Source organism: Amycolatopsis balhimycina FH 1894, assembly GCF_000384295.1.
Taxonomy (GTDB): Bacteria; Actinomycetota; Actinomycetes; order Mycobacteriales; family Pseudonocardiaceae; genus Amycolatopsis; species Amycolatopsis balhimycina.
Map to the genome: position 1 here is coordinate 6,115,456 of NZ_KB913037.1, position 21,405 is coordinate 6,136,860.

At 70.5% G+C, this 21,405-nt stretch carries 23 protein-coding genes; 14 read left to right on the top strand and 9 right to left on the bottom strand.

The genetic code is table 11. From position 1 onward, the window contains the following. Positions 1 to 59 precede the first annotated feature (59 nt). The 4 genes from A3CE_RS0127905 to A3CE_RS0127920 all read right to left on the bottom strand — a co-directional run bounded on the left by A3CE_RS0127905 (position 60) and on the right by A3CE_RS0127920 (position 4,025). A complete protein-coding gene (locus A3CE_RS0127905; RefSeq protein ID WP_020643392.1) occupies positions 60 to 926 on the bottom strand; it encodes an aldehyde dehydrogenase family protein in 867 nt (288 codons plus the stop codon). Then, entirely contained in the window at positions 919 to 2,352 is a 1,434-nt protein-coding gene (locus tag A3CE_RS0127910) for an aldehyde dehydrogenase family protein (RefSeq protein ID WP_020643393.1), read from the bottom strand. Before A3CE_RS0127910 ends, A3CE_RS0127905 begins: the two co-directional genes overlap by 8 nt. Further along, a complete protein-coding gene (gene deoC, locus A3CE_RS0127915; protein WP_026468934.1) occupies positions 2,352 to 3,326 on the bottom strand; it encodes a deoxyribose-phosphate aldolase in 975 nt (324 codons plus the stop codon). The genes A3CE_RS0127910 and deoC overlap by 1 nt, the downstream gene beginning before the upstream one ends. An 84-nt stretch (positions 3,327 to 3,410) precedes the next feature. Further along, positions 3,411 to 4,025, bottom strand: coding sequence for a DUF1707 SHOCT-like domain-containing protein (locus tag A3CE_RS0127920; RefSeq protein WP_051183938.1), 615 nt, complete (start codon positions 4,023 to 4,025; stop codon positions 3,411 to 3,413). A gap of 85 nt (positions 4,026 to 4,110) precedes the next feature. On the opposite strand from A3CE_RS0127920, the gene A3CE_RS0127925 reads away from it, so the two are divergent. Next, positions 4,111 to 4,542, top strand: a complete 432-nt coding sequence (locus A3CE_RS0127925; RefSeq protein ID WP_020643396.1) for a protein-tyrosine phosphatase family protein — start codon at positions 4,111 to 4,113, stop codon at positions 4,540 to 4,542. On the opposite strand, the gene A3CE_RS0127930 is transcribed toward A3CE_RS0127925, so the two are convergent. After that, on the bottom strand, positions 4,517 to 4,702 hold the full coding sequence (locus A3CE_RS0127930; RefSeq protein ID WP_020643397.1) for a DUF397 domain-containing protein: 186 nt from the start codon (positions 4,700 to 4,702) through the stop codon (positions 4,517 to 4,519). The genes A3CE_RS0127925 and A3CE_RS0127930 overlap by 26 nt on opposite strands. Further along, positions 4,699 to 5,568 (bottom strand): helix-turn-helix domain-containing protein, encoded by an 870-nt coding sequence (locus tag A3CE_RS0127935; RefSeq protein WP_020643398.1) that lies wholly within the window; start codon positions 5,566 to 5,568, stop codon positions 4,699 to 4,701. Before A3CE_RS0127935 ends, A3CE_RS0127930 begins: the two co-directional genes overlap by 4 nt. Positions 5,569 to 5,661: 93 nt before the next feature. On the opposite strand from A3CE_RS0127935, the gene A3CE_RS0127940 reads away from it, so the two are divergent. The 5 genes from A3CE_RS0127940 to A3CE_RS0127960 are packed head-to-tail and all read left to right on the top strand — an operon-like array spanning position 5,662 to position 9,290. Then, the gene (locus tag A3CE_RS0127940; RefSeq protein ID WP_043791104.1) at positions 5,662 to 5,877 is read left to right on the top strand and encodes a hypothetical protein; all 216 of its coding nucleotides are present in this window, start codon (positions 5,662 to 5,664) and stop codon (positions 5,875 to 5,877) included. 5 nt (positions 5,878 to 5,882) lie between these two features. Then, complete coding sequence (gene upp / locus A3CE_RS0127945; RefSeq protein WP_020643400.1) at positions 5,883 to 6,506, top strand: uracil phosphoribosyltransferase; 624 nt, start codon at positions 5,883 to 5,885, stop codon at positions 6,504 to 6,506. Positions 6,507 to 6,538: 32 nt separating this feature from the next. After that, positions 6,539 to 7,453: a pentapeptide repeat-containing protein gene (locus A3CE_RS0127950; RefSeq protein ID WP_051183939.1), complete on the top strand. Its 915-nt coding sequence runs from the start codon at positions 6,539 to 6,541 to the stop codon at positions 7,451 to 7,453. A 5-nt stretch (positions 7,454 to 7,458) separates the two neighbouring features. Continuing rightward, a complete protein-coding gene (locus tag A3CE_RS0127955) occupies positions 7,459 to 8,028 on the top strand; it encodes an RNA polymerase sigma factor (protein ID WP_026468936.1) in 570 nt (189 codons plus the stop codon). Next, the gene (locus tag A3CE_RS0127960) at positions 8,025 to 9,290 is read left to right on the top strand and encodes a hypothetical protein (protein WP_020643403.1); all 1,266 of its coding nucleotides are present in this window, start codon (positions 8,025 to 8,027) and stop codon (positions 9,288 to 9,290) included. Before A3CE_RS0127955 ends, A3CE_RS0127960 begins: the two co-directional genes overlap by 4 nt. Here A3CE_RS0127960 and A3CE_RS0127965 read toward each other — a convergent pair. Next, complete coding sequence (locus tag A3CE_RS0127965) at positions 9,263 to 9,880, bottom strand: TetR/AcrR family transcriptional regulator (RefSeq protein WP_020643404.1); 618 nt, start codon at positions 9,878 to 9,880, stop codon at positions 9,263 to 9,265. The genes A3CE_RS0127960 and A3CE_RS0127965 overlap by 28 nt on opposite strands. Before the next feature lie 83 nt (positions 9,881 to 9,963). On the opposite strand from A3CE_RS0127965, the gene A3CE_RS0127970 reads away from it, so the two are divergent. From A3CE_RS0127970 to A3CE_RS0128005, 8 genes are all read left to right on the top strand, one after another. Continuing rightward, positions 9,964 to 10,365: a MerR family transcriptional regulator gene (locus A3CE_RS0127970; protein ID WP_020643405.1), complete on the top strand. Its 402-nt coding sequence runs from the start codon at positions 9,964 to 9,966 to the stop codon at positions 10,363 to 10,365. A gap of 50 nt (positions 10,366 to 10,415) precedes the next feature. Continuing rightward, positions 10,416 to 11,339, top strand: coding sequence for an aldo/keto reductase (locus A3CE_RS0127975; protein ID WP_185839837.1), 924 nt, complete (start codon positions 10,416 to 10,418; stop codon positions 11,337 to 11,339). Between the two features lie 224 nt (positions 11,340 to 11,563). After that, positions 11,564 to 13,099: an NAD(P)-binding domain-containing protein gene (locus A3CE_RS0127980; RefSeq protein ID WP_020643407.1), complete on the top strand. Its 1,536-nt coding sequence runs from the start codon at positions 11,564 to 11,566 to the stop codon at positions 13,097 to 13,099. Next, positions 13,099 to 14,169, top strand: coding sequence for an alpha-hydroxy acid oxidase (locus A3CE_RS0127985; protein ID WP_020643408.1), 1,071 nt, complete (start codon positions 13,099 to 13,101; stop codon positions 14,167 to 14,169). Before A3CE_RS0127980 ends, A3CE_RS0127985 begins: the two co-directional genes overlap by 1 nt. After that, the gene (locus A3CE_RS0127990) at positions 14,166 to 15,422 is read left to right on the top strand and encodes a cytochrome P450 family protein (RefSeq protein WP_020643409.1); all 1,257 of its coding nucleotides are present in this window, start codon (positions 14,166 to 14,168) and stop codon (positions 15,420 to 15,422) included. Before A3CE_RS0127985 ends, A3CE_RS0127990 begins: the two co-directional genes overlap by 4 nt. Continuing rightward, a complete protein-coding gene (locus A3CE_RS0127995; protein ID WP_020643410.1) occupies positions 15,419 to 16,699 on the top strand; it encodes a cation:proton antiporter in 1,281 nt (426 codons plus the stop codon). The genes A3CE_RS0127990 and A3CE_RS0127995 overlap by 4 nt, the downstream gene beginning before the upstream one ends. A 64-nt stretch (positions 16,700 to 16,763) precedes the next feature. Then, positions 16,764 to 17,411 carry a response regulator transcription factor gene (locus A3CE_RS0128000; RefSeq protein WP_020643411.1) on the top strand — a complete coding sequence of 216 codons (648 nt, stop codon included), beginning with the start codon at positions 16,764 to 16,766 and terminating at the stop codon, positions 17,409 to 17,411. Further along, a complete protein-coding gene (locus A3CE_RS0128005; protein WP_020643412.1) occupies positions 17,408 to 18,601 on the top strand; it encodes a sensor histidine kinase in 1,194 nt (397 codons plus the stop codon). The genes A3CE_RS0128000 and A3CE_RS0128005 overlap by 4 nt, the downstream gene beginning before the upstream one ends. A gap of 142 nt (positions 18,602 to 18,743) precedes the next feature. On the opposite strand, the gene A3CE_RS0128010 is transcribed toward A3CE_RS0128005, so the two are convergent. Next, entirely contained in the window at positions 18,744 to 20,048 is a 1,305-nt protein-coding gene (locus A3CE_RS0128010; RefSeq protein ID WP_020643413.1) for a HEAT repeat domain-containing protein, read from the bottom strand. Between the two features lie 58 nt (positions 20,049 to 20,106). Continuing rightward, entirely contained in the window at positions 20,107 to 21,396 is a 1,290-nt protein-coding gene (hisS, locus tag A3CE_RS0128015) for a histidine--tRNA ligase (RefSeq protein WP_020643414.1), read from the bottom strand. Positions 21,397 to 21,405 lie beyond the last annotated feature (9 nt).

The window sequence follows — 21,405 nt, forward strand, 5'->3', positions numbered from 1 at the left end:
TGTCATGAGGGGCACCTTCATCGACTTTATGTCCATGAAGGTGCCCCTCATGGAACAACTCAGACGCCCAGCGGATGCCAGACCGTCTTCGCCTCCAGGTACCTCCGCAGCCGCGTGAGGTCCGGGGACGTCGTCCAGTCCGGTTCCGTCGCGGGGACCGTCAAGACCCGCTTCACGGTGTTCGCCGCTTCACGCGCCAGGCCCGGGCGGTCCGCCGGGGCGGCTCCCGTCGGGTCCAGGGCGTTGACGTCGCCGTGCGAGGCCAGCCAGGGGCCCAGCTCCGGCGCGTGACCCGTGAGGATGTTCGCCACGCCGCCCGGGACGTCCGAGGTCGCCAGGACCTCCGACAGCGTGATCGCCGGCAGCGGCCGTTCCGCGCTCGAGACCACCACCGCCGTCGAGCCCGTCGCCAGGACCGGGGCCAGCACCTCGACCAGGCCCAGCAGGGACGACTGCTGCGGCGCCAGGACGCCCACCACGCCCGTCGGCTCCGGCATCGTGAACGAGAAGTACGGGCCCGCCACCGGGTTGGCCGAACCTAGCACCGACGCGATCTTGTCCGTCCAGCCCGCGTACCAGACCCAGCGGTCGATCGCGGCGTCCACAAGGGACTCGGCCTTCTTCGCGGCCAGGCCTTCGGACGCCGAAACCTCCGCGATGAACTGGTCGCGACGGCCCTCCAGCACCTCGGCCACCCGGTAGAGCACCTGGCCGCGGTTGTACGCCGTGGCCGCCGACCAGCCGGGGAACGCCTTGCGCGCGGCCACCACCGCGTCGCGGACGTCCTTGCGGGACGCGTGCGCCGCGTTGGCCAGGAACTTGCCCTTCGCGTCCGTCACCGGGTACACCCGGCCGGACTCCGAACGCGGGAACTTGCCGCCGATGTACAGCTTGTACGTCTTGGCGACGGAGATTCGGTCAGACATTCAGGTACGCCTCCAGCCCGGTGCGGCCGCCCTCGCGCCCGAAGCCGGATTCCTGGTAGCCGCCGAAGGGAGCGGCGGGGTCGAAGCGGTTGAAGGTGTTGGCCCAGACCACGCCGGCGCGCAGCTGGTTCGCCATCCACAGGATCCGGGAGCCCTTTTCGGTCCAGATGCCCGCCGAAAGCCCGTACGGCGTGTTGTTCGCTTTCGCCACGGCCTCGTCCGGCGTGCGGAACGTCAGCACCGACAGCACCGGGCCGAAGATCTCCTCACGGGCGATCCGCATCGACTGCTGGACGTTCGCGAACACCGTCGGGGCGAAGAAGAACCCGCGGTCCGGCACCGGGCACGGGCTGGTCCAGCGCTGCGCGCCCTCGGCGTCGCCGGACTCGACGAGCCCGCGGATCTTCGCCAGCTGCTCGGCCGAGTTGATCGCGCCGATGTCGGTGTTCTTGTCCAGGGGGTCGCCGATGCGCAGCGTCGAGACGCGGTAGCGCAGCTTCTCCAGCACCTCTTCGGCGACGGACTCCTGCACGAGCAGTCGCGAGCCCGCGCAGCAGACGTGGCCCTGGTTGAAGAAGATTCCGTTGACGATGCCCTCGATCGCCTGGTCGAGCGGCGCGTCCTCGAACACGATGTTCGCCGCCTTGCCGCCCAGCTCGAGCGTCAGCTTCTTCGGCGTGCCCGCGACCTGCCGCTGGATGGCCTTGCCGACCTCGGTGGAGCCGGTGAACGCGATCTTGTCGATGTCGGCGTGGTCCACAATGGACGCGCCGATGTCGCCGGCGCCCGGCAGGATGTTGACCACGCCCGGCGGCAGTTCGGCCTGCTGGCAGATCTCCGCGAAGACCAGCGCGGTCAGCGGCGTCGTCTCGGCCGGCTTGAGAACCACGGTGTTGCCGGTGGCCAGCGCGGGAGCGATCTTCCAGGCCAGCATCAGCAGCGGGAAGTTCCACGGGATGATCTGGCCCGCGACACCCAGGGGACGCGGATTCGCGCCGTACCCGGCGTACTCCAGCTTGTCGGCCCAGCCCGCGTGGTAGAAGAAGTGCGCGGCCGCGGTCGGGACGTCGGAGTCGCGCGACTCCTTGATCGGCTTGCCGTTGTCCAGGCTTTCCAGCACCGCCAGTTCGCGCGAACGCTCCTGGATCAGCCGCGCGATGCGGAAGAGGTACTTCGCGCGTTCGGTGCCCGGCATCTTGGACCAGACGCCCGCGTAGGCCTTGCGCGCGGCCTTGACCGCGATGTCCACATCGGACTTCGAGGCGGTGCCGACCTCGGCCAGGACCTCTTCGGTGGCCGGGTTGATCGTCTTGAGCGGCTCACCCGAGCCGTCGACGAATTCGCCGTTGATGAACGGCTTGTAGGAGTCCTTCAGGTTCGCGATGGCGCGCGACTCGGGCGCCGGCGCGTATTCGAAAACAGGCATCAGTCCACCGTCACGTAGTCGGGGCCGCTGTAGTGGCCGTCCACCTGGGTGCGGCGCTGCAGCAGCAGGTCGTTGAGCAGGCTGGACGCGCCGAAGCGGAACAGGTCCGGGGTCAGCCACTGCTCGCCGGCGACCTCGTGCACGGCGACCAGGTACTTGATCGCGTCCTTCGTCGTCCGGATGCCGCCCGCGGGCTTGACGCCGCGCAGCTCGCCGGTCTGCGCGTGCCAGTCGTGGACGGCCTGCAGCATGATGTGGGTGACCGGCAGCGTCGCGGCGGGGGAGACCTTGCCGGTGGAGGTCTTGATGAAGTCGCCGCCGGCCAGCAGCGCCAGCCACGACGCGCGCCGCACGTTGTCGTAGGTCGCCAGCTCGCCGGTCTCGAGGATGACCTTCAGGTGCGCGTCGCCGCAGGCGGCCTTGATCGCCTGGATCTCCTCGAAGACGGCCATGTACCGGCCTTCGAGGAAGGCACCGCGGTCGATCACCATGTCGACTTCGTGCGCGCCCGCGTCGACGGCGATCTTGGTGTCGGCCAGCTTGATCTCACGGCTCGTCCGCCCGGCGGGGAAGCCGGTCGCGACGCTCGCGACGTGCACACCGCTGCCCTTGAGCGCTTCGACGGCGGTGGCGACCATGTCCGGGTACACGCAGACGGCGGCGACGCGCGGGGTGTCCTGGCGTTCGGGATCGGGCCGGACTGCCTTCGCGGCGAGCGCCCGGACCTTGCCGTGGGTGTCGGCGCCCTCCAGGGTGGTCAGGTCGACCATGGAGATGGCGGTGTCGATGGCCCACCGCTTGGCGTCCTTCTTGATGCTGCGCGTGCCGAGGCCCGCCGCGCGCTGCTCGACGCCGACCTGGTCGACACCGGGCAGCCCGAGCAGGAAGCGGCGCAGGCTCGCGTCGTCGCGAGCCGCGTCCACCAGCGGTGCCGGGGTGGCCGGCGCCGCTGACGTGCTGGTCGTGGCTGTCATGGGTCTGAGTCTAGGCGGCGCCCCCGGCAGTGTGAGCCCCCGTTGGTTGTGACGCTCAGTGCCTCGCGCGTCACGTTGCCGAGGTCAGGACCCCTCGATCTGCGGCGGCTCCGCGCGCTTGGCCGGCTTCCGGTACACGACGACCCCGCCCCAGAAGGCCAGCCCGTTGATCTTCACCGTCGGCGCGGTCGGCGGGGCCGGGGGTGCGCCCGACTTGTCCTCCAGCACGAACCCGCCCATCAGCCCGAGGCCCGTGACGTCCACGTTGATGTCGTCCGGGACCGTGATCTGGATGCCGCCCATGATGGCGACCGCGGTGATCGTGCAGTTCTTGTCCGCGAAGCGGGCCTGGCGCAGGTCGATCTCCGCGCCGCCCCAGAACGCGAAGCTGTTGTGCTGCGGGGGCAGGACCCAGCTGCCCTTGCGGACGGCGCCCGACATCACGCCGATCGACACCGGGGAACCCGGGTGACCGCCGATGCGCTGGTCCGGGTAGCCCAAGGCCCGCGTCGTCGCCGGTTCGAGCGTCCCCGAAGACGACGGCAGGTCCATCGTCACCGGCTTCAGTTCGCCAAGCGTCTTCGCCGCGTAGACCGTCGACAGCCGCTCTTCCAGCTCGTTGATCGTGATCCGGCCTTCGGAGAGGGCGTTGTGCAGCACCTGGGCGACGCGCTCGCGGTCGGCGTCGGAGGCCCGCATCTGGTCGGGCGTCAGTTCGCTCACCCGGCGCAGCTTATCGGCGAAAACCACCCTGTGTGTCCACCTTCCGGAGGACACTGACCCGATGGGATCAACAACCGTCGAGTTCCCGGACGGCGTCCGGGTCCGCGGCCGCGGCCTGGGGCGCCCGCGGCCCGCTGAGACCGAGCCGGATTTCGGGCTCTACCTGGGGACGAGCCGGCTGCGGCGCAAGCACGGCGGCGGCCTCACCTGGCCGCACGAATGGGTGACCTGGCCGGACTTCCTGCTGCCGCTGGACCCCGAAAGGGCGCGTGGGCAGATCAAGGCCCTCCACGAACGAGCGAAGACCGAGACGGTCGAAGTCGCCTGCTACGGCGGCGCGGGAAGAACCGGCACCGTGATGGCCTGCCTGGCCACGCTGTCCGGTGTCCCGGCCGAGGACGCCGTCGCGTGGGTGCGGAAGCATTACCACGAACGGGCGGTCGAGACGCCCTGGCAGCGACGCTGGGTCAGCTGGTTCGCGCGGCAGAGTTGAGGAACGCGGCCCACGCGGACACGGGGACGGCGAGGTGGCCGCCTTCGCGGTCCTTGGTGTCCCGGATGCCGACGGTGCCAGCGGTGGAGGTGGCCACCTCGACGCAGTTGGAATCGTTGGTGCTGTAGCTGCTCTTGCGCCAAGCGTTCGCGGCGTTCATGGTTCGTGCTCCTCAGCTGGGACCGGCTCGCCGATGGTACTGGCAACCAGCCGGGCCGAGTCTTCATGTGACAGCGCGATGGCACAGATTTCGCGCCAGGCTGTCTTGACCATGGCCACATGGTGATCCTCCTCCAGAAAGCTGCTCGTGCCTCGGCTTTCGACATGGACCAAGGAGGGCTCATGCCCGAATTCGAGAATGACGAACGGCCCCCGTAGGCCGGGGTGCGCGCCCGCGGAGAAGGGCACGACGCGGAACGTGACATTGGACCGGCGGCCCAGGAGAAGAAGGTGGTGGAGCTGTGCGCGCATGGTCTCGGAATCACCGATCGGGCGGTGGAGCACCATTTCATCGACCATCAGCTGCACGGAAGCGGCGCTGCGGCGGCTCAGGATGAGCTGGCGCGTGAGCCGGGCCGAAACCAAGCTCTCGACCTCGGCTTCGGTCAGCCTCGGATCGCCGCCGTGCAGGAGCGCACGCGCGTATTCGGGGGTTTGGGCGAGGCCGGGAACGACCTGTGATTCGTAGTTCTTGATACCGATAGCTTCGTTCTCGAAGCGGATCAGGTCCTTCCAGTTGGTGGGCAGCTTGCCATGGATCTCGTGCCAGTTCCTCTCCTCACCCTCCCTGACCAGGGCCAACAGCTCGGTCCGCTTCGTCGCCGGCACGCGTAGCAGTCCCAGGATCGCCGATACATCGTCCGCGTACAGACCCCGATCGCCGGTCTCCATCCGGCTGATCTTGCTCTCCGAGCAGTCGAGCGCCTTCGCCACGTCCAGGCAGGTCAGGCCCGCTGCGATGCGGAGGGTCCGCAGCTCCGCCGAGACCCTCCGCTGCCGCACCGACACCCGCTTGTTCTTGGCCATGCGGACACCTTCACCGCTTGCCACCGAGGCAAGGAAGATCGCTCACCCGGTTGAACAGTTGCGTGCGTCCGTGGCAAGAACCCAGGGTTGGTCATGCTCGAGAAGGACAAGCGCATGGACCGGACCTGGACGCTCGACGGTGTGTATGCGAACTGGAAGCTCACCATCGTGATCGAGCCGGGCGAGTACGCCTACGACGTGCCCGAGTGGCCCGGGGAGAAGCTGGCCCCGGTCGTCGAGCACTTCTTCGAATCCGTCAACCTCTACGAACTCGGAAGGGACGCGGAACAGCTCCACCGGCTAAGTTGACCCGCATGGATGTGCACGTCGTCGATCACCCCCTCGCGAAGGCCCGGCTCTCCACGATGCGTGACGCGCGCACCGACAGCGCCGCGTTCCGGGCCGCGCTGCACGAGCTGACCGTCATGCTGGTCTACGAAGCCACGCGCGACTTGCCGGTGAAGACCGCGCGGATCCACACGCCGGTCGCCCGCACCGACGGCTACACCCTCGCCAAGCCGCCGCTGCTGGTACCGGTGCTGCGGGCCGGGCTGGGCATGGCCGACCAGGCCCACAAGCTGATCCCGGACGCGCAGATGGGCTTCGTCGGCCTGGCGCGCGACGAGGAGACGCTGAAGCCGACGCCGTACCTGGAGTCGCTGCCGGAATCGCTCGCCGACCGGCCGGTCATGGTGCTCGACCCGATGCTCGCCACCGGCGGCTCGATGGAGTACACGATCCGGCTGCTCACCGATCGCGGCGCCGACGACGTCACGGCCATCTGCGCGCTGGCCGCGCCGGAAGGCCTGGCCCACCTGGAGAAGGCCGGCCTGCCGGTGCGGGTGGTGACGGCGAGCATCGACGAGCGCCTCAACGACTCGGGCTTCATCGTGCCGGGCCTCGGCGACGCGGGTGACCGTCAGTACGGCGCCGTCTAGCCTTGCCGGTCCTGAAGTGGCGGTGGATCGCCGTGACCGCCGCCGCGGTCGCGGCCGTCACCGCCGGGCTGCTGTGGCTGTTCCTCGCCTGGTCCGGGGAGCCGACCGCGCCGGTGCGGATCGACGCGGTCAAGACGGCGTTCGGCGTCGGCGCGGGCGCCGGCGGGGTGTTCGCGCTGTGGCTGGCGACGCGCCGCCAGCGCACCCTCGAACTGCAGCTGACCGAGACGACGCGGGACCTGGAGGAACGCCGGGTCACCGAGCTGTACACGAAGGCCGTCGAGCAGCTCGGCAGCGACAAGGCGCCGGTCCGGCTGGGCGGGCTGTACGCGCTGGAGCGGCTCGGGCAGGACAACCCCAAGCAGCGCCAGACGATCGTCAACGTGTGGTGCGCGTACCTGCGGATGCCGTTCAAGGCCCCGGTCGTGGGGCTCAGGGGCAGCGCGGCCCTCGACCTGGCCGACGACCCCGAGGAGAGCGAACTCCTCGTCCGGCTGGCCGTGCAGGAAATGCTCAAGACGCACCTGAGCCACGACGCCGGAGGCTACTGGCCGGGGATGTCGATTGATCTGCAGCGAGCCACTCTCGTCGACTTCCGGCTGAGCGGGTGCACTGTGACCGCCGCCGACTTCAGCCGCGCCCGGTTCATCGGTCAGCTCCACATCCGCGGCACGCGCTTCACCCGCCAGGCGGGGTTCTACGGCACGGACTTCCGCGACATCGTGAACTTCGATCGGTCGGTCTTCGAGGAAGGCGCGTTCTTCTCCCGGGCACACTTCGCCGCGGATGTCCGCTTCACCCGGGTCCGATCCGGGGGCCGGTTCGAGTTCTCGCGCGCGGTCTTCGACGAGGGAGCCCACTTCGAGGGCGGCGACCACCAGGAGCTCGACCTGGCGGACGCGCAGTTCCCGCCGGACGGCAACGTCCCGGCCGATGCCGGCCACTGAGGAGTGTGACCAGCCATGCGACGGGGGCGCCGGTGGACGACCGGGCACTGTGGGACCGGGCTTCCGGCGGCGACGAGGCGGCGTTCAGCGAGCTCTTCGAGCGGCACGCCGAGGCCGTCTGGAACCACGCCTACCGGCTGACCGGCTCGTGGGCCGGCGCCGAAGACCTGACGTCGACGACGTTCCTGACCGCCTGGCGCCGCCGCGCCGACGTGACGCTCGTGCGGGACAGCGCCCTGCCGTGGCTCTACACGGTCGCCGGAAACGCCGCCCGTGACGAATACCGCGGCGCGCGACGGCGGCTGCGGCTGCTCCGGAAGATCCCGGACCCGCCGGTGGTGTCCGATCACGCCGACGCGGTGGCCGAGCGGCTCGACGGCGAGCAGCGGCTGCGCGAGGTCGTCGACGCCGTCCGGACCTTGCCGAAGTCGCAGCGGGACGTCGTCGAGCTGTGCCTGCTCGGGGACGTGAGCGTCGCCGACGCCGCCGCGTTGCTGACGGTCGCCGAGGTCACCGTCCGCGCCCACCTGTCCCGGGCCCGTGCCCGGCTGCGCACGTTGCTGGAGGAGAAATGAGCGAGGACCTCGGTCTCCCGCCCCGGCGCGCCCTGCCGGACGACGTCCGTGAGCTGCTGCGTGCCGAACTCCGCCGGGGCATCGCGAAGCGGCGGCCGTCCTCTCGGGTTTGGTACGCCGCCGCGGCGGCCGTCGTCGTGCTGGCCGCGGGCGCGGTCGTCGCGACGCAGGTCTTCCGGCAGCCCGCCGACGTCGGCCCCGCGCCGGTCGCCGGTGGCGGGCTGACCTTGGACGCCCGCGTGGCGAAGTCGTCGCTCGACCGCTGCCGGGCGGCCTTCAAAGCGGCGAACAAGTCGGTGGACCGGGCGGGCTACCTCGTGAACGAGGAATGGGTCCCGCTGTTCACCCAGGTCCAGGAGGGGGATTCGGTGGTCGCGGCCACGGCGGACGGCAAGCCGCTGTTCTGCGAGACCACGGAAACGACCGTGACGTTGTCGGATCCGAGCTTCGAACCCACCACGGTGCCGGGGGCGAACTTCGAGCTGCTGTTCCACAGTGCCACCGGCACGGTCGGCGGGATCCTCGGCCCCGGGACGGAGGGCGCTTTCCTCGCGTCGCACACCGAAGGCGGGGACTCCTCGTCCCAGGACATCAAGTTCTCCCCGGTCTCCCGCCAGTTCGTGGTGATGACACGGACCGACCCGGCGCGGACGACGCTCACCCTCGCCAATCCTCCGGAACCGAAGGGGTTCGTGCTGCCCGAGGCGCCGCCGCCCCTGCTTTCGGTCGTCGACCGGCCGGTGGCCGCCGACCGGACGTCCCCGGCGGGGCGGGCGCTGGGCGAGTGCCTGGCCGCGGCCGAGGAGGTGCTCCCCGACGCCACGGCCTACGTGCCCGGGCCGTTGCTCGAGACCGGCGGCTACCGGGTGGTCCTGGGCCGCCGCGGTGACCGGGTCGTCGTCTGCACGACCGAGCCCGACTACCAGCGGCCGGGGAAGACCAAGTCGCGCGTGTACCCCGATTTCGTCCCGCGGCCGGTCGCGCCGGTGCGGCTGTTGAGGGTGAGCACCCTGGGGGCGACCGAAGCGGGCGGCGAGCCAGGGAAGTCGCGGACGCCGTACGCCGTCGCGGTGCCCGTGAACGCGGCGAAGACGACCATCGACTTCGGCGTCGGGACTGCTGTCGAAGCCGAAGTCGCCGACGGCATGGCCCTGACCTGGATCCCGAAGGAACTCGGTGTCGTCCCGGACGTGAAGGTGCACGTAGTGGTCCGGGACGCGCTCGGCGCGATCCTCTACGACGGGTCGTTGCCGCTGGCCTGAGGACTCAGCCAGCCGGAGGCGTTCGCGCGCAGGGCCCGCTCGTACGAGCTCGTGACGTCGAACTCCTCCGGCAGGTTGCCGGTCAATTCCAGCGAGACCAGGCCGTGCACGATGGCCCAGCAGCCGACCGCGATCGTCTCGGGCGGGACGTCGAGGAAGACGCCGTCGGCGATGGCGCGGCGGATGATCAGTTCCAGGGGCTTGAGCGTTTCGCGGGCGAGTTTCTCGGCGGCTTCGTTCGGCTCGAACCCGGGGACCGACCTGGTGAACATGATCCCGTACAGGTGCGGGTCGGCCAGGGCGCTCGCGCGGTAGGCGCTGCCGAGCGCGACGAGGTCCTCGACGGTGTCGCCGGTCAGTGGCGTGTGGGCCATCCGGGCGCCGAAGCGGCGGAAGCCTTCGGTGTAGAGCGCGTTGACCAGGTCGGGTTTGCTGCCGAAGAGCGAGTACACGGCGGTGGTCGACGTCCCGGCGTCGGCGGCGAGCTTCCGCAGTGAAAGCGCCTTCGGCCCGTCGGCGGCGATGAGCTCCCCGGCCCGGTCGAGCAGCTTGAGCCGGAGCGCCTCGTCGTGCGTGCGTGGTCGCGCCATCTACCCAGCGTAGTACAACGCTGTTATTTTTGCAGCCTCGGTGATTTGACCTGGAGTGCACTCCAGGTCGTACTGTCGAGACCATGAGCTACTCGATAGCGGAAGCCGCTCGACGTAGCGGGCTGTCCATCGACACCCTCCGGTACTACGAGCGCATCAAACTGCTCGACCCGCCCGCCCGGGACGCCGCGGGCCGCCGGGCGTACTCCGACGACGACCTCGGCTGGCTGGGGTTCCTGACCAAGCTGCGCACCACCGGCATGCCCATCAAGAGCATGCGCGAGTACGCGTCGCTGCGCCGTCACGGCGTCGCGAGCGCGGGCCGCCGCAAGGCGCTGCTGGTGGAGCAGCGGCGGTCGGTCGCCGAACGGATCGCCGAGCTGCAGGGCTGCCTCGACGTCCTCGACTACAAGATCGAGAACTACGCCCAGGTCGAGCGGAAGGTGCTCGGCGTGGAACCCGGTATGGAGGAGATTTCCGCGTGAAGACCAGGAAGCTCGGCGAACTGGAAGTCAGTGCTCAGGGGCTGGGCTGCATGGGGATGAGCCAGGCCTACGGCGTCCGCGACAACGACGAAGAGTCGATCGCGACGGTCCACAAGGCTCTCGACCTCGGCGTGACGCTGCTGGACACCGCGAACGTCTACGCGAACGGCGTCAACGAGGAGCTGGTCGGCCGCGCGATCGCCGGCCGCCGCGACGAGGTCGTGCTCGCGACGAAGTTCGGCATCGTGTGGAACGACGGCGTGATGGGCGCCCGCGGTGACGCCGAGTACGTCAGGCAAAGCTGCGACGAGTCGCTGCGACGGCTGGGCGTCGACCACATCGACCTCTACTACCAGCACCGCGTCGACCCGGACACGCCGATCGAAGAGACGTGGGGCGCGCTGGCTTCCCTCGTCGAGGCCGGGAAGATCCGGTACGCGGGGATTTCGGAGGCGAGCGCCGCGACGATCCGCGCCGCGCACGCGGTGCACCCGGTGACGGCGCTGCAGAGCGAGTGGTCGCTGTGGACGCGCGGCATCGAGGGCGAAATCCTGGACACGTGCCGGGAGCTGGGCATCGGCGTCGTGCCGTTCTCCCCGCTGGGCCGCGGGTTCCTGACCGGCGCGGTGAAGTCGGTCGCGGACCTGCCCGAGGACGACATGCGCCGCGGGCTGCCGCGGTTCGCCGAGGGCAACTTCGAGCGGAACATGGCCATCGTCGACGCGCTGCGCAAGCTGGCCTCGGACAAGGGCGTCACCGCCGGGCAGCTGGCCTTGGCGTGGGTCCAGTCCCAGGGCGAGGACGTGGTGCCGATCCCGGGCACCAAGCGCCGCAAGTACCTCGAGGAGAACGTCGCGGCGGCTTCGCTGGAGCTGACCGCAGCCGACCTCGCGGCCATCGCGGCCGCGGCGCCCGCCGACGCGATCGCCGGAGAGCGCTATCCGGAGCGTCTGGCCCGCGCCGCCGGCCGGTAAGCCCGTATCTCGCGTGATCGAAGACGTATCTCGCGTGATGGGAGCCGGAACTCGCGTGATCCGGGCCGTCACGGCTCCCATCACGCGAGTTCCGGCTCTGCTCACGCGACTTCCGGCTTCGAGCACGCGAGCCGGCCGGTAACTTACTTCTGAGGCTTTTCTGAGATCTCCGGAGCAGGCTCGGCGCCGATCATGCGATCGGTGCCGAGCCCCAGGAGGTCGTCGTGGCGGAGGAAGTGCTCGATTATCTGGTCGTCGGGGCCGGGCCGGCCGGGCTGCAGCTGGGGCAGTTCCTCGGCCGCGCCGGGCACCGGTACCTGGTGCTGGAGGGCGGCTCCGCACCCGGCCACTTCTTCGAGACCTTCCCGCGGCACCGGACCCTCATCTCCATCAACAAGAAGCACACCGGGTACACCGACCCGGAGCTGAACCTCCGGATGGACTGGAACTCGATCCTCGCCGACGGCGACGCCGACCCGCTGCTCTTCACGGACTACAGCGAGAAACTCTTCCCGGACGCCGAGGACCTCCTCCGCTACCTCGCCGACTACGCGGCGAAGCACGAAGTCGAAGTCCGCTACGGCACCCGCGTGACGCGCATCCGCCGTGAGCAGGAGATCTTCGTCCTCACCGCCGGTGACGCCGAATACCGGGCACACCGGCTGATCATGGCGACCGGCGTGACCAAACCGCACATCCCGCAGTTCCCCGGCGTAGAGCTGATCGACCAGTACGTGGACGTCGACGTCGACCCGAAGAGCTTCACCGGCCGGCGCGTCCTGGTGCTCGGCAAGGGGAACTCCGCCTTCGAAACCGCCGACAACCTGATCGAGACGGCCGCGGTCGTGCACGTCGGTGGCCCGCGGCCGGTGAAGCTGGCCTGGCGCACGCACTTCGTCGGCCACCTCCGCGCGTACAACGCGGGCATCCTCGACATGTACCAGCTCAAGCTGCAGCACGCGATCCTCGACGGCGACGTCCGCGAGATCCGCCAGGACGACGACGGCTACCACGTCAAGTTCGCCTTCGCCCGCGCCGACGAGGTGTTCAAGGAGGTCCGCTACGACCGCGTGATCTGCTGCACCGGCTTCCGGTTCGACGCGTCGCTGTTCGACGACGACTGCCGTCCGGAACTCACGATCAACGACCGCTTCCCGGCGCAGACGCCGAGCTGGGAGTCGGTCAACGTGCCCGGCCTCTACTTCGCCGGCACGATCACCCAGGTCCGCGACTTCAAGAAGGCCACCAGCGCGTTCATCCACGGCTTCCGCTACGGCGCCCGCGCGCTGGTCAAGATCCTCGGCGAGCGCTACCACGACGTCCCGTGGCCGCACGCCGAGCTGCCCGCCAAACCGGACGCGCTGACCGACGCCGTGATCACCCGGATCAACCGGACTTCCGCGCTGTACCAGCAGTTCGGCTTCCTCGCCGACGTCGTCGTCGTGGACGGCGACACCGCCCGCTACTTCGAGGAAGTGCCGGTCGACCGCGTCCTCCAAGACCCGCCGGACGACGCCTTCGCCGTCACCCTCGACTACGGCCCCGACCACGACAAGGTCGACCCGTTCGACTTCGTCGCCCGGGCCGCGCAGGACAAGGCGAACGACCACGGCGAGGGCCACTACCTGCACCCGATCGTCCGGCACTACCGCCGCGGCGAGCTCGTCGCGACCCACCACGTCACCGAGAACCTCGAGAACGAGTGGGACAAAGAGGTGCACGTCGAGCCGCTGACCGCGTTCTTCACCCGGGAGCTGTGATGCGCACGGTCGCGGAGTTCGAGGCGGCCGCCCGGCAACGCCTCGACCCGGCACACTACGACTACTTCGCGGGCGGCGCGCAGGACGAGATCACTCTGCGGGAGAACGAAAGCGCCTACAAACGGCTGCGGCTGGTGCCCCGGGTGCTGCGCGGCAGCGACAAACGGGACCTGAGCATCGAGCTGCTCGGGACGCCGTCATCCATGCCGATCCTGATCGCGCCCACGGCGTTCCACCGGCTCGCGCACGCCGACGGCGAGCTCGCCACGGCCCGCGCGGCGGCGCGGGCCGGCACGATCATGATCGTCAGCATGGCCGCCACCACGGCCATCGAGGACATCGCCGCGGCGGCCCGCGAGGTCGCGCCGGACCCGGGCCTGTGGTTCCAGCTCTACCTGCAGCCGGACCTGGAGTTCACCGAGGCGATCGTGCGCCGCGCCGAAAACGCGGGCGTCAAGGCGTTCGTCGTGACCGTCGATTCGCCCGTGCTCGGCCGCCGCGAGCGCGACGATCGCAACGACTTCCACGACCTGCCGCCCGGGCTGGCCGTGGAAAACCTCCGTAACATCGGTGAGAACCGCAGCGGCGGCAACGCCAGCCATGTCCGCGACATCGTCATGTCGGCCGGCCTGAACTGGGACCACATCGCCTGGCTCCAGTCGAAAACGAAACTGCCGGTGCTGATCAAGGGCGTGCTCCACGCCGAGGACGCGCGGCTGGCCGTGCACCACGGCGTCGCCGGGATCGTCGTGTCCAACCACGGTGGCCGTCAGCTCGACACCGTGCCGGCCACCATCGACGTGCTGCCCGAGATCGCGGCCGCAATCGGCGGGGCGATGCCGGTGCTGCTCGACGGCGGGATCCGCCGCGGCACCGACGTCGTCAAGGCCCTCGCCCTCGGCGCGGACGCGGTCGGCGTCGGCCGCCCGGTGGTGTGGGGGCTGGCCGCGGGCGGGCGCGAGGGTGTCTCGGAGGTGCTCGAACTGCTGCGGGCGGACTTCGACCAGGCGCTGGCCATGTGCGGTGGCCGGCAGCCGGCCGACCTCACCCCGGACCAGGTGCGGCGATGATCGGCAAGGTACTGGCCGCGACGGCGGTGGCGGCCGCGCCGGTCTGGCTGCCCGGCCGGGTCGTGGCGCTGCGGATGAAGATCTTCGCGCTGGTCAACGGCCAGGACGCGGTGACGGTCCCGGGCGAGCAGGTCGGCGCCGCCGACTTCCGGCGCGTCTACGCCGACCCGGCGGCGAACGGCCGCAGCCGCGGCGCCGCGCTGTCGGACCTGTTCTGGTACTGGCTCGCGCCGGGGCCGGAGGTGCACCAGGAGCACCTCGAACCGGGGCCGCGCTACGACGAGGTCGCCAAGTGCACCCGGCACATTCTCGTCCGGTCCAAAAGGGACTCCGAGGAGCTGACCCGGCGGGTGGCCGCGCACGTCCTCGACGGTCTCGAACCCGGGCTCGTCCGGCTGCGCGACGCGATGATGCCGATCTGGGCGGAGCTGTACCACGAGCTGGTCTTCGACGAGCCGTGCCCGCCCGAGGCGCGGGAGCTGATCGTGGCGCACGCGGACGACGTCGTCTCGGCGCTGAAGTGCGTGCGGCCGCGGAACATGCGGCGCCGGGCCCGGCTGACGAAGTACCTGCGGCGGCGGCTCGCCGACGTCCCGCATCCGCTGCCGGAATCCCTGACCCCCGAGGAACAGGCCTACTACCTGCAGGGCACGTTCTTCAACACCGCCGTCGTGCAGATGTCCGAAGCGATGGCGCACCTGCTGATGATCATCGCGCAGAACGCCGACATCCAGCAGCGGCTCGTCGACCACCCGGAGGATATCGACCTTGTCATCGACGACGGGCTGCGCGCGTACCCGCTGTTCGGCATCGCGCACCGGATTTCCACCGCGGACATCGAACTGGCGGACCTGACGATCCCGGCCGGGACGGTGCTGTGCTTCAGCTACCCGGACTTCGCCGCCCAGTCCGGGAAGGACGACTTCATCCCGTTCGGGGTCGCGCAGAACCGCGCGTGCCCGGCTCGCGGGCTGGCCCCGCTGACCATGCGGGTCGTGACGCGGGAAGTGCTGCGCCGCTTCAGCCTCGCCTCGACGGCCGGCCACACCCGCTCGATCCCCAACCGCGGCCCGGCGCTGCTCACGCGGCGCGGTGCCCGGCGCAAGCGCTTGCCACTGGTGTGGCTGGCGGTGCGTGACCGCTGGGAAGACGTCTGGCGCAGCCTCGCGCAGCTCGTCTTCGGCACCTACATGGTTCTCGATGCCCGTCGCCAGGCCCTTTGCTCGACCTACTTCGCCGGAGGTAATCGATGAGCCCGTCCGAAGCGGCGCCCGTTTTCTTCCTTGCCGTCGTGGTGATCCTCGTGGCGGTCCGGCTGGTCTGCCTGGTCGCGGTGAAGCTCGGCCAGCCGCCGGTGGTCGGGGAGATGATCTCCGGCGTGCTGCTCGGTCCCTCACTGCTCGGCTTGCTGCTTCCGGGTGTGCAGGCGGCGCTGTTCCCGGACGGCATCCGGTCGCTGCTCTACGTCGGTGGCCAGATCGGCCTGGTCATCTACATGTTCGGTGCCGGGTACGAGTTCAACGTGGGCAGTATCAAGCAGTCGCGGAAGTCGGTCGCGGCGATCTCGTCGGCCGGGACGCTGGTGCCACTCACGCTCGGGGTCGGGGTCGCGGTCCTCGGCTCGGCGTGGATCGGCATCGGCAAGGAGGGTGTTTCGCCGGTGACGTCGGCCGCGTTCGTCGGCGTGGCGCTGGCGATCACGGCGTTCCCGATGCTGGCGCGGATCATCACCGAGCGCGGGATCGCCGCCACGAGGTTCGGCTCGCTGGCGTTGGCCTGCGGCGCGCTCGACGACGTCCTGGCGTGGCTGCTGCTGGCCGTGGTGCTGGGCATGCACGCCGGGTCGGCCGGGCCGGTGGCGCTCGCGCTGGGCGGTGGCGTGCTGTTCGCCGGGCTGGTGTTCGTCGTCGGTCGGCGGCTGCTGGCGAGGGCGATGAGCAGTGACCGGCTCGGTGTCGACCAGCGGGTGCTGGTCACCGCGATGACGTTGTTCGCCGCCGCCTGGTTCACCGACGTGATCGGCCTGTACGCGGTGTTCGGCGCCTTCTGCGTCGGGATCGCGTTTCCCCGCACGCCCGCCGCCGACGCCGTGCTCGCGAAGATCATGCCGATCGGGCGGATCGTGTTCCTGCCGCTGTTCTTCACCTATTCCGGCCTGAACACGCGGTTCGCGCTGCTCGCCGACCCGAAGCTGCTCGCGTTCGCGGTGTTGTGCGTGGTCGTCGCGATCATCGGCAAGCTCGGCGCGTCCTGGGGCGCGGCCCGGCTGGCGGGGGAGCCGCCGTCGATCGCCTCGCGCGTCGGGGTGCTGGTCAACGCGCGCGGGCTGATGCAGCTGATCGCGCTGAACGTCGGGCTCGCCGCGGGAATCGTCTCGCCGGCGTTGTTCACCGTGCTGGTGCTGGTCGCCCTCGTCACCACGATCATGACCGCGCCGGCGCTCAGCTGGCTCGACCGCCGCGATGCCCGCAAGGGGAGCACGGAGATACTCCTGACGGCCGAAGCCGTTCCGGTGACCGGGAAAAGTTGATTCTTCAATTTCGGAAAATCACTGCCAGTATGGAGTCGTGCGCGATGCGGCGACGAAACCGAGAGTGCTGCTGGTCGAAGACGACCGGGAACTGGCGGGCATGCTCGCGGAGCTGCTCGCCGATTCCGGCTACGAAACCGAAGCCGCCCACGACGGTCAGCGCGGGCTGCACCTCGGGCTCACCGGGCAGTACGACGTGATGATCATCGACCGGCGGCTTCCCGTGCTCGACGGCCTGGAGCTGCTCCGGCGGCTGCGGGCCCGGGCGGTGACCACGCGGGTCCTGGTGCTCTCGGCGCTGGGCGAGGTGGCCGACCGCGTCGCCGGGCTCGACGCCGGCGCCGACGACTACCTCGTCAAGCCGTTCGAGGCCGAGGAGCTCCTGGCCCGGCTGCGCGCGCTGGGCCGCCGTGACCTCGAAGGGGCGGAGAGCCTTCCGCTCGGTGCGGCGGCTCTCGACCTGCTGCGGCACGAGGTCGTGTTGCCGCGCGGCGAGCGGATCACGCTGTCGGGGCGGGAGTTCGAGCTGCTCAGGACGCTGGCGCAACGGCCGAAGGCCATCCACCCGCGGGCCGCGCTGCGCACGCGCGTGTTCGCCGACTCGACCGGTGAGTCCATTGTGGACACGTATGTCTACTACCTGCGGCGCAAGCTCGGCCGGGACGTCGTGCGGACCGTGCACGGCCTCGGCTACCAGATCGGCGCGGTATGAGGCCCGCCCCCGAAGAGCGGGCCCTGTGGCGGGCGCGGTGGGCGATCACCGCGCAGATCGCCGTCGTGGTTTCGCTGCTCGTGGCCCTCGCGGGCGCGATCGCGTACGGGATGCTGTTGTCCGGGCAGCACGCCGACGCCGACCGGACGCTCGCCCGGACCATCCAGCTCGGCCCGGGAACGATCCCGCCCGGCTGCGTCTGGCTGTTCACGCCGGGGGCGCACGCGCCGGCGGGGCCGCCACCGGCCGGGATGCCGCTGCCCGCCCTGGACGGCACGGTGCCTTCGCCCGGCGACGTCCACACCGAACGGCGCTCCTTCGGCGGCATGACGTACACGATCCGGGTGGAGAACCGCGGCGGCGTCGTCTCGCAGGCGTTCTTCGAAGAGCGGTACCAGATCCAGGACCGTTCGTCGCTGGTGTTCGGGCTCGGCGTCGCCGAAGTGCTCGCCCTGCTCGGGGCCGTGCTCTGCGGGCGGGTGCTGGCGACACGGGCGATCCGGCCGCTGGAGGACGCGCTGCGGCGGCAGCGGACGTTCGTCGCCGACGCGTCCCACGAGCTGCGCGCCCCGCTGACCCGGCTGCACACGCGCGCGCAGCTGCTGGCCCGGCGGGCTTCGGGACGTGACGCGGAGGACCTCGACCAGCTGGTGCGCGGTACGCGGGAGCTCGGCGAGGTCGTCGAGGATCTGCTGCTGTCGGCGCGGGCGTGCGGGGAACGGCCGTCGCTGGAACCGGTCGAACTCGGATTGCTCGCGGAGGAAGCGGTCGCGGCGGAAGCGGTGCGCGCGGGGGAGGGCCGGGTCCGGCTGGCGGTGACACGCGAGCGGCGGCCGTACGTCGTCCAGGGCGTCCCGACGGCGTTGCGTCGCGTGCTGTCGGCGTTGCTGGACAACGCCCTCGGCCACACCCCGCCCGGCGGTTCGATCGAGGTGTGGCTGGGCGTGCCCGACGAACGGCACGTGGAGCTGCGCGTCCGCGACACGGGCGTCGGCTTCCCGGCGGCCGACGCGGACCGCCTGTTCGAGCGGTTCGCCCGCGGCCCGGACGGCGACGGCCGCCGCTTCGGCATCGGCCTGGCCCTGGTCCGCGAAGTGGTGACGGGCCACGGCGGCACGATCGCGGCCGCCGGCCACCCCGGAGCCGGCGCAACATTCACCCTCCGCCTCCTCCGCGCCGACCCCACGTGATCAGTAGGTCAACTCGCGTGATTGGAGGGTCGACTCGCGTGATTGAAGAGACGACACGGCGAGGCGGCGCTGGCTTCGTCGTGTCGACCCTCCAATCACGCGTGTCGGCTTCTCAATCACGCGTGTCGACCCTTCCCGCACGTCAGCGGGGGAGGGCGAAGCGGATTTCGCGGGCTTCCTTCGGGGGTACGCGGGGGAGGAGTGCCTCGATTTCGGCGGCCAGGCTCGGGGACGGCGTGGTGTAGATCGCCGCCGAGTGCTGGAGCCAGGCGCGGAAGTCGTGACGGGCGCCGGCGGCCAGGTCCGGGTCGGACAGCAGGGCGAGGTTGGTGTGCAGACGCAGCCAGGTGTCCTGGTCGCGCAGCAACGCCGCGGCCGCCCGTCTCGTCCGGACCGGGCGTTCCGGCGCCAGCAGCTCCCGGAGCGCCGGGACGTCGACCAGGGCCGGCTTGCCGCGCAGGAACTCCACCGCTTGACGGGCCACCGCGGGCGACGGGTCCGTCAGCAGCGGCCACACCGCCGCCGACTCCGGCGCCACCCGGCGCAGGCCGCGGATGGCTACCCGCCGGATCTGGGGACGCTCGTCGGTCAGGTGACGCTCCAGGAGCGGAGCGTCGGCGGCCGTGCCGGTTTCACCCAGTCCGGCGAGCATGCCGAACGAGACGGGCAGCGTGCGGTAGTGCGCCGCCGGGTCGCCGCCCGCCTTGAGCACCAGCGCCTGCGCCATCGACCGCACCGCCGACGCACGGTCCGCGAGGTGGGCCACCGCGGCGTCGAGACCGAGGAGCGTCAACGCCCGCATCCGGATCTTCGGCGCCCCGGCCGCCAGCAGCTCCTCGGCGCATTCGCCGCGGTCGAGCAGCGCGTTGCCGCAGATCGCGCGCACGACGAAGTCGGGGTGCGTGGACGCGATCTCCAGCAGCCGCTCGCGCGACAGAAGCCCGACCGCCTCCGCGTGGACCCAGCGGCGGGTTTCCCGGTCCTCCAGTGCCAACGCGTCGTCGAGCAGCCGCGGTGTCAGTGCTCGCCGGAACAGCGTGGTCATCCAGTCGTCGACCTCGCGCCGCCGCAGCACGCCGATCAGCGGCAGCATCGCGCGGAACGCCGATTCGTCCAATTTGGGCAGAACCAGCGTCCGCGAGATGTCCCGGATGGGCCGGACCCAGTCCACGCACCGGACCAGCAGCAGGGGCACCGCCTCGGGATCGGTACTGACCGCCAGCCGTTCGACGGCGGCCTCGCGCATGCGCCCGTTGCCGTGGCACGCGGCTTCGGCCAGCACCTCCCGCGACGGGCTCCGGCCGAGATCGCGCGACTCGTGGCCGCGGAAGAGGTACCACGATTGGTTCGCCCACCACGCGGTGCGGACCTCGATGTCGAACTCCGCCCACCGCCGGACGTCACCCGCGGCGAACGCGTCGAGATCGGGCATCTCTCTTTCGAACATCGGCTTCCCCCTCTTCGGCGCCCAAGGATGCCCGGGCGCCGAGGGGGAGTCGAGCCGATTAAGCCAGCAGCGCCTGGACCGCCGACGCGGCGTCGGCGATCGCGACCGGGTTCTGCTCCCGCGTCGCGAGGCTGCGCACGGTCACGTTCCCGGCGGCCCAGTCGTCCTGGCCGATGATGACCACCGCGGCCGCGCCCGCCTTGTCGGCGCGGGTCAGTTCCTTGCCCAGCTTGCGGTGCTCGATCGGCGTCGACGTCCGCAGGCCCGCCGCGCGCAGCGAACGCGCGACCGATCGGGCCGCGTCCGAGAGGTCCTCGGTCACCGGGATCACCATGACGTCGACCTCGCTGCGCGGCGACGGCGTCAGGCCGTGCGTGTCGAGGAAGTCGATCAGCGTGACGTCGCCCATGCCGAACCCGATGCCCGGGATCTGCTGCGGGGTGAACATCGACGCCAGGTCGCTGTAGCGGCCGCCGCCGAACAGGGCACGGCGGTTCTCCGGCGAGGTGTCGAAGACCTCGAACACGGTCGACGTGTAGTACGCCAGCCCGCGCACGATGATCGGCTCGTACTTCACCAGCGAACCGGCGCTGCTGTTCAGCACCCGCACGAGGTTCGACTGCTCCCGCACCTCGGCCGGCAGCTCGTCGAGCAGCGCCTCGCCCGCGTCGAGCGTCTCGGCGAGCTTGTCGAACTGCTTGTCCGAGAGCCCGATCTCCCCGGCGCTCTCGGCCAGCTTCTCCCGCGGGTACTTCTCCCAGCGGTCGACCAGCGCGAACACCTGGCTCAGGTGGTCCTCCGACACCCCGGCGACGTCGGTGAGCGCCGACGTCAGCAGGTTCCGGTCGTTGACGCGCAGCACGAACATGTCCGGCGTCGCGCCCAGCGCGGCCATCATGTCGTGCACCAGCTCGAAGATCTCGATCTCGCAGTTGGCGCTGTCCGAGCCGAAGATGTCCGCGTTGATCTGCCAGTGCTCGCGCACGCGGCCGCGCTGCGGCGCCTCGTACCGGTGGCAGTTCGGGTGGCTGTACCAGCGCACCGGGAACGACAGCGACTTGGCGCTCCCGGCGATCATCCGCGCCACCGACGGCGTCATCTCGGGCCGCAGCGCCAGCCGCCGCCCGCCCTTGTCGGTGAGGGTGTAGAGCTGCTTGTCCGCGATCTCCTGACCGGACTTCCGCTCGTAGATCTCGGCCGACTCGAGGATCGGGCCGTCGTAGCGGAGGAAGCCGCGGCGCTCGAGGACGTCGTAGAGATGACCGAACACCTGGGTACGCACGGACATTTCGGCGGGCAGGAAGTCCCGGGTCCCCTTGTAGGGCGCGGTCGGCAGGTATTCAGGCACGTCGTCAGC